This is a genomic window from Pseudarthrobacter leeuwenhoeki, assembly GCF_055412885.1.
The window spans coordinates 1-6,953 of record NZ_JBVAYY010000033.1 but is presented as its reverse complement, the minus strand read 5'-3'; the positions used below and the strand labels follow the sequence as shown (position 1 = coordinate 6,953).

The 6,953-nt window shown below is 70.2% G+C and carries 5 protein-coding genes; 2 read left to right on the top strand and 3 right to left on the bottom strand.

Going from position 1 to position 6,953, the window contains the following annotated elements; genetic code table 11:
- Together ACZYX4_RS17460 and ACZYX4_RS17455 are read left to right on the top strand one after the other, a co-directional pair.
- On the top strand, positions 1 to 726 hold a 726-nt coding region (locus ACZYX4_RS17460; protein WP_463878327.1), incomplete at its 5' end, for a polysaccharide deacetylase family protein.
- Between the two features lie 82 nt (positions 727 to 808).
- On the top strand, positions 809 to 3,982 hold the full coding sequence (locus ACZYX4_RS17455) for an HAD family hydrolase (protein WP_463878325.1): 3,174 nt from the start codon (positions 809 to 811) through the stop codon (positions 3,980 to 3,982).
- Positions 3,983 to 4,005: 23 nt separating this feature from the next.
- On the opposite strand, the gene ACZYX4_RS17450 is transcribed toward ACZYX4_RS17455, so the two are convergent.
- From ACZYX4_RS17450 to ACZYX4_RS17440, 3 genes are all read right to left on the bottom strand, one after another.
- A complete protein-coding gene (locus ACZYX4_RS17450; protein WP_463878322.1) occupies positions 4,006 to 5,013 on the bottom strand; it encodes a zinc-dependent alcohol dehydrogenase family protein in 1,008 nt (335 codons plus the stop codon).
- Between the two features lie 63 nt (positions 5,014 to 5,076).
- Positions 5,077 to 5,718: a universal stress protein gene (locus ACZYX4_RS17445; protein WP_463878320.1), complete on the bottom strand. Its 642-nt coding sequence runs from the start codon at positions 5,716 to 5,718 to the stop codon at positions 5,077 to 5,079.
- A 75-nt stretch (positions 5,719 to 5,793) separates the two neighbouring features.
- Positions 5,794 to 6,953, bottom strand: a 1,160-nt coding sequence (locus ACZYX4_RS17440) for a YihY/virulence factor BrkB family protein (protein WP_463878317.1), incomplete at its 5' end; no start/stop codon positions are given.

Genomic DNA, 6,953 nt, shown 5'->3' with positions numbered 1-6,953 from the left:
GCCCCTCCTGCGCCGGCTCCGCCGGCCCCCCAACCGCCGGCCCCGCCGGCCCCGCCTGCGCCGGCCCCGCCGGCCCCGGCCGCCCCGTTCCCTGCAGCGCTGGCCGGACGTGACCTCGAAGTGATTCCGGGGGCCGGCGCGGTGGTGGCGCTGACGTTCGACGCCGGAGCCAACTCCGCCGGGCTGCCCAGCATCCTGCAGACCCTGGCCGCCACGCGGGTCCGCGGCACGTTCTTCCTCACCGGCAACTGGGCCGCAGCCAATCCGGCCGGAGTCGCGGCGATCGTGGCGGGCGGCCACCGGCTGGGCAACCATTCGATGACCCATCCGGGCTTCACCAGGCTCCCCGACGCCGCGATCGGGCAGCAGCTGTCGGGAGCCGAGCAGGCCATCCGCTCCGCCGGAGGGGATCCGCGGCCGCTGTTCCGTTTCCCCTTCGGCGAACGCGACGCCCGCACCATCGCCACGGTCAACGCCTACGGCTACCTGCCCGTCCGCTGGACCGTGGATACGCTGGGCTGGAAGGGCAGCAGCGGAGGAATCACGGCCCAAATCGTGGCGGACCGGGTGCTCGCCCGGCTCCGGCCCGGGGAGATCGTGCTGATGCACATCGGCTCCAACCCCGACGACGGGACCACGCTCGACGCCGACGCACTGCCCGGGATGATCGAACGGATCCGCCAGGCCGGCTACGGCTTCACCACCCTCGATGCGCTGCTGGGGTGACGCCGGCAGGGCTGGCCGGGAGGCACGACACTGCGGCACAACGCCCCTGTCGCGCAGGCCTGATGGCTGATACGACTGTGGCATGACGGAGTCGCCCACCCTCGCCGCCGCACTGGCGCCCGTCGATGCCGTGATCTTTGACCTCGACGGCGTGGTCACGGACACGGCGGAGCTTCGCGCGTCGGCCTGGAAACGGCTCTTCGACGAGGTCCTCCAGGACCCGCGGCTTCCGGCCGGGACCCGCCGGGACCCGTTCAGCACCGATGACTACCTGGACCTGGTGGCGGGCCGGACCTGGGAGGACGCCGTGGCCACCTTCCTGCGTTCCCGAGGCGGGGCCATCCCGGACGGCGCACCCTCGGATGGTTCCGGGGAGTGGAGCGCCTTCGGCCTCGCGGCACGCCACAACGAAGTGTTCGAAAAGCTGCTCAGCACCAACCCGGTCCGGGCCTTCCCCGGCACCACGGACCTGCTCGGCAGGCTGAAGGCGGGCCGGATTCCGGTGGTGCTTGCCACCTCCGCCAGGAACGCCGGCGCGCTGCTGGCCGCCGCAGGGCTCGCGGACGTCTTCGACCACATCATCGACGGGCAGACGGCGCTGGAGCGCGATGTCGCAGGAAAACCGGCCCCCGCGCTGCCGCTGGAAGCGGTGCGCCGGCTGGCGATCCCGCCCGCCCGGGCGATGGTCATCGAGGAATCCGTCACCGGGGTGGAAGCCGGGCGGCGCGGCGGCTTCGGGCTGGTCGTCGGCATCGACCGTGCCGGGCGCCGGGATCCGCTGGAAGCGGCGGGCGCCGACGTCGTCGTCGAGGACGTCAGCCAACTGGACATCGGCCTCGTCATCACGCACCCGTGGCTGCTCGTCTACGAGGGCTTCGACCCGGCGCACGAAGGCCACCGCGAAGCCCTCACCACCCTGGGCAACGGTTATCTGGCCACCCGTGGCGCCGCCCCCGAACACCGCGCCGGGGCAGTGCACTACCCCGGCAGCTATCTCGCCGGCGTCTACAACAGCCTGCACAGTGTCGTGATGGACCAGGAAACCGACGACGAGCACATGGTCAACATCCCCGACTGGCTGCCACTGGACCTCCGGATCGGCGACGGCGCCTGGTGGTCCGAGGGCGGGCTCTGCCTCCGCAGCGAGCGGCGCACCCTGGACCTGAAGCGGGCAGTACTCACCCGCGAGGCGGTCCTGGAGGACGACGCCGGCAGGCAGCTCCGCCTGCTGCAGCGCCGCCTCGTGTCCATGGCCATGCCGAACCTCGCCGCGCTGGAAACCGTCGTCACGGCTGTCGGCTGGAGCGGCGGCGTCAGCATCCGCAGCGGCTGCGACACGGACGTCACCAACTCCAATGTCCCCGAGGACGCGGCGCTCTCCAGCAGGCATCTCGGATCCGTCAAGGTGGCCGCCTCCGCGGCCGGCCCCGGCGTCGCCGACCTCACCGTGGAAGTCCGGACCGTTACCAGCGGGGTCGGGATCGCCCTGGCGCTCCGGACGGAAGTCTCCGGGTCCGGCGGACCGTGTGGGGCCGGGACCGCCGAAGAGCTGGGCGGGCTGCACACGCACCGCTTTGAGCTTTCCGTGGCTGCTGGGGAGCCGCTGACGGTTCTCAAGACCGTGGCCGTGGCCTCCTCGCGTGACCACGCTATCGCCGCGCCGCTGACGGCAGCCCGGAGCGCCCTGGCCCGCGCCACGGGCGGCTTCGCGGCGCTGCAGGCCGCGCACGAGGCCGCCTGGGCGATCCTGCTCGAACCGTTCGTGATCGAGCTCGTCGACGGCTCGCAGACGCAGCTCATCCTGAACCTCCACGTATTCCATCTGCTGCAGACGCTCACCACCCACACCGCGGAACTGGACGCGGGCGTACCGGCCCGCGGACTGCACGGCGAGGGCTACCGGGGACACGTCTTCTGGGATGAACTCTTTGTTCTCCCGCTGCTGAACTCCAGGCTGCCGTCCGTCGCAAGGGAGTTAATCGACTACCGGTGGCGGCGGCTCGGCGCCGCACGGGACGCGGCCCGGGCCGCGGGGCTGGAGGGGGCACTGTTCCCGTGGCAAAGCGGCAGCGACGGCACGGAACAGACGCCCAAACTGCTGTTCAACCGCCGGTCCGGGCACTGGATGCAGGACTATTCCCGGCTCCAGCGGCATGTTGGCCTGGCTGTCGCCTACAACGCCTGGCAGTACTTCGAGGCCACCCAGGACCGCGGCTGGCTGACAGAGCACGGGGCGGAAATCATCGTCGACGTCGCCCGGCTGTTCGCGTCAATGGCGGAGCTGGACCCGGCGGACGACCGCTTCCACCTCCGCGGCGTCATGGGCCCGGATGAATACCACACCGGAAATCCGGGGGACCCGGGCGGCGGGCTGAACGACAACGCCTACACCAACATCATGGCGGCGTGGGTGTTCGACCAGGCCGTCTGGATCATGCATTCGGTCCGGGGGTTCGATATGGAGGAGCTGCGTGCCCGGCTGCTGGTCACCGCTGCCGAGATCGAGGCCTGGGAACACCTCAGCCGTCGCATGTTCGTTCCGTTCCACGACGACGGCGTCATCAGCCAGTTCGACGGGTACAGCGCGCTCCGGGAACTCGACTGGAACTACTACCGCCGCAGCTACGGGCTCATCGAGCGGCTGGACCTGATCCTGGAAGCGGAAGGGGACAGCACCAACAACTACCGGCTGGCCAAACAGGCCGACGTCCTGATGCTGCTGTACGTCCTGGGCGAGGACCAGCTCATCGAATTCCTGGCCCGGATGGGCTACGCAGTCACCTCCGCGCAGATGGCCGCCACCGTGGACTTCTACCTCGCCAGGACGGCGCACGGATCCACCCTCAGCAGGGTGGCCCACGCCTCGGTGCTGGCGCAGCGGGACCCGGAGCGGGCGTGGGCGGTGTTCCGGGAAGCCCTGGACGCGGACCTGGACGACACCCAGGGTGGAACCACCAGCTCGGGCATCCATCTGGGTGCCATGGCCGGGACGATCGACGTCGTCCAGCGCAGCTTCGCCGGGCTGCGGATCACTCGGGACGCCCTCGACTTCGCGCCGCGGCTGCCCATCGGGCTCAGCCGCGTGCATTTCCAGGTCCGCTACCGGGACCAGAGGCTCGCCGTCCGGCTGGAACGGGACCGGCTGACGGTGTCGGCGGCCCCCGGTGACGCCGCCCCGGTATTGGTGCGGGTGGGGGCCCAGCGGCTGCTGCTCCGGGCCGGCCAGGAACACGTATTCCTGCGCAAGGACAGCTGACCCGGCTGGCGCCCATACTCCGGCTACGGGGAGTCCATCCGAAGCACGGCCGCGCCCGTGACCCGGTCCTCCGACAGGTCCAGCAGGGCCTTGTCCGCGGCCGAGAACGGATAGGACACGGTGGTGGGTCGCAGCGGTATCTCCGCGGCGACGCGGAAGAACTCCTCGCCGTCGGCCCGGGTGTTGGCAGTGACACTGCGCAGCTGGCGTTCCTGGAACAGCTCCGTGGCGTAGTGCAGCGGCGGAATGTCACTCAGGTGGATGCCCGCGACTGCAAGCGTGCCGCCGCGGTCCAGGGCGCGCAGGGCCACCGGAACCAGGTTGCCGGCCGGAGCGAAGAGGATGGCGGAGTCCAGCGGATCCGGCGGTTGCTCGTCGGCGCCGCCGGCAAAGGTCGCCCCCAGCTCGAGGGCGAGGGCGCGTGCTTCCTCGGACCGTGTCATGACGTACACACGGGCGCCCTGGAAGAGCGCGATCTGGGCCGCCAGGTGCGCGGATCCGCCGAAGCCGTAGATCCCCAGCCGTCCGCCGATGGGCAGGTCGGCGCGGCAGAGGGCGCGGTAGCCAATGATTCCCGCGCACAGCAGGGGTGCTGCCTCCTCGTCCGAGAAGCTTGACGGGAGCCGGTAGGCAAAGTCCTCGGCCACCGTGATGAGTTCGGCGTAGCCGCCGTCGCGGTCCCAGCCGGTAAACACGGGGGAGAGGCAGAGGTTCTCCGCGCCGCGCAGGCAGAAGCGGCAGGTGCCGCAGGTCCCGCCGAGCCAGGGGACCCCCAAACGGTCTCCGGGGGAGAACCGCGTGGCGCCGGCACCGCACGTGATGACTTCGCCGACGACTTCGTGCCCCGGAATGACGCCGGGGCGCCGTGGCGCGAGGTCGCCCTCGGCCAGGTGCAGGTCGGTGCGGCAGACTCCGCACACCCGGACCCGCAGCAGCACCTCCCCGGGACCCGGCCGGGGATCGGGGCACTCGTCCGCCACCAGGGGGCCGCTTCTCATCGGCCCGGGCTGTCCTACCCGCCAGGCTCGCACGGGCGTCCTCCTTTGCTAGAACCTTCAGCTCCCCTCTGAAGGCGGTGGTCCGGTGGGGCGGGGTCAGCGCGTAATCAGGACATTGCAGCGCGCCTTGTTCAGGACGGCCGTGACAGTGTTGCCCGGACCGCCTTCACGGTTGTGGGTTCCTATCACCAGTACTTCGGCGTCGCTGGCGGCCGCCAGCAGTTCCTTGGAGGCTGCGTGGCCTTCCCGCAGGACCCCGGAGATCGACAGCTCCGGGGCAAGGATGCGGGCCTCCTCAAGGATGCGGGCCTCCTCAAGGGTGTGGTCCAGGAGCTCCCGGCGGCGCAGGGGGCCATGCCGTCCGGCAGCCTGGCCCGGGCTGCGCGGCCGGCGGATGACCATCAACGGGCAGGGGGAGGAGCCGGCCAGGTTGAGGCAGACCGATCCGGCAACGTGCCCCAGGACGCCGCCGAGTCCGCGGCTGCTGACCACCAGGAGACGGGCATCGCGTGCGGCATCGCGCAGCACCGCGTGCCGCAGCCCGCTGCCTTCAACGCCCTTGACCGGTCCGAGCTTCTTGGTGACTAGGGGCCAGATCCAGGCATGCACCACACGGAGGCGGTATCCCCCGGAAGCCGCGTAGTCAGCGGCCCACCGGACGGCCGTCTGCGCCGCCTCGGACCCGTCGTAGCCCACTGCCACTGTGGTGCGTTCGTCCCCTGCGGCGGGTGCCGTCATGCGTCCTCCCGGTCAGCCTGGTCCGCCCCTGGGGGGCACTTGGCCCCCCAGTAGAACGCAAGGTCCCGGAAAGGGCTAGGGGCTTTGGTCCCGCGGGTTGCGGGGGGCCTGGTCCCGGGCGGACCGGGAAGCAGTGGCGGCCTCCGTGTCCGCGCCGCTGCTCCGTTCACGCAGTTCGCGGCCGCGTTGGATGTCTTCCGCCTCACGCGCCTGCAGCTTGTCGCTTTGTTTGGTGTCCCGGGGCGGCAACTGGATGGTTTCTTCGGCTTCGATGCCGGCCTGGAGCTGGCGGCCGCGTTCCATTTCGGCGTCGAATTCGGCGCCGAACAGCAGCGACATGTTGAGGATCCAGAGCCACAGCAGTGAAATGATGACGCCGCCGATCGTGCCGTAGGTCTCGTTGTAGCTGCTGAAGTTGGCGACGTAGAACGCGAAGGCCAGGGAGGCGAGCAGGAAGATCACCAGGGCGATCAGGGATCCGAGGCTCATCCAGCGGAACTTGGGTTGTTTCACGTTGGGCGTGGCGTAGTAGAGGATGGCGATCGCGGCCACGACCAGGAGGATGATGAGGGGCCATTTGGCGATGTTCCAGACGGTCAGGACCGCCCCGCCCAGGCCCAGGGCGTTGCCGATGGACTCCGCGACCGGGCCGCTGAGGACCAGCATGGCGGCCAGCAGCACAACGATCAGCACGGTCGCGATGGTAACTGCGAGCATGGTGCCGCGGAGCTTGATGAAGGGCCGGCCTTCATCGATTTCGTAGATCCGGTTCATGGCCCGGCCGAAGGCCCCGACGTAACCGGAGGCGGACCACAGGGCGGTGAGGATACCGATGACCAGGGTGAGTCCGGCGGCGGAGGAGCTGCTGAGCTGTTGAACCGGTTCGCGGATCGCCTCGACGGTGTCACCGGGCGCGAAGCCCTGGACAATTTCCAGGAGGGCCCCCGTGGTTTTCTCGGGCTGTCCAAAGATGCCCAGCAGGGACACCAGGGCCAGCAGTGCCGGGAAAATGGAGAGCACAGAGTAGTAGGTCAGGGCCGCGGCGAGGTCGGGGCACTGGTCCTTGGTGAACTCGCGGAAGGTCTTTTTGGCGATGTACTTCCAGGAGGGTTTGCTGACGTCCGTGGGGTTGTCCGGTTTGCGTGCGTCGTCCGGTGCGGGCGCGGTGCGGGACTTGGCGGTGCTGCTCTCCGGCGTTTCGGTGCCGGCCGGGGTTTGTGCCGCGGCGGGGTTCT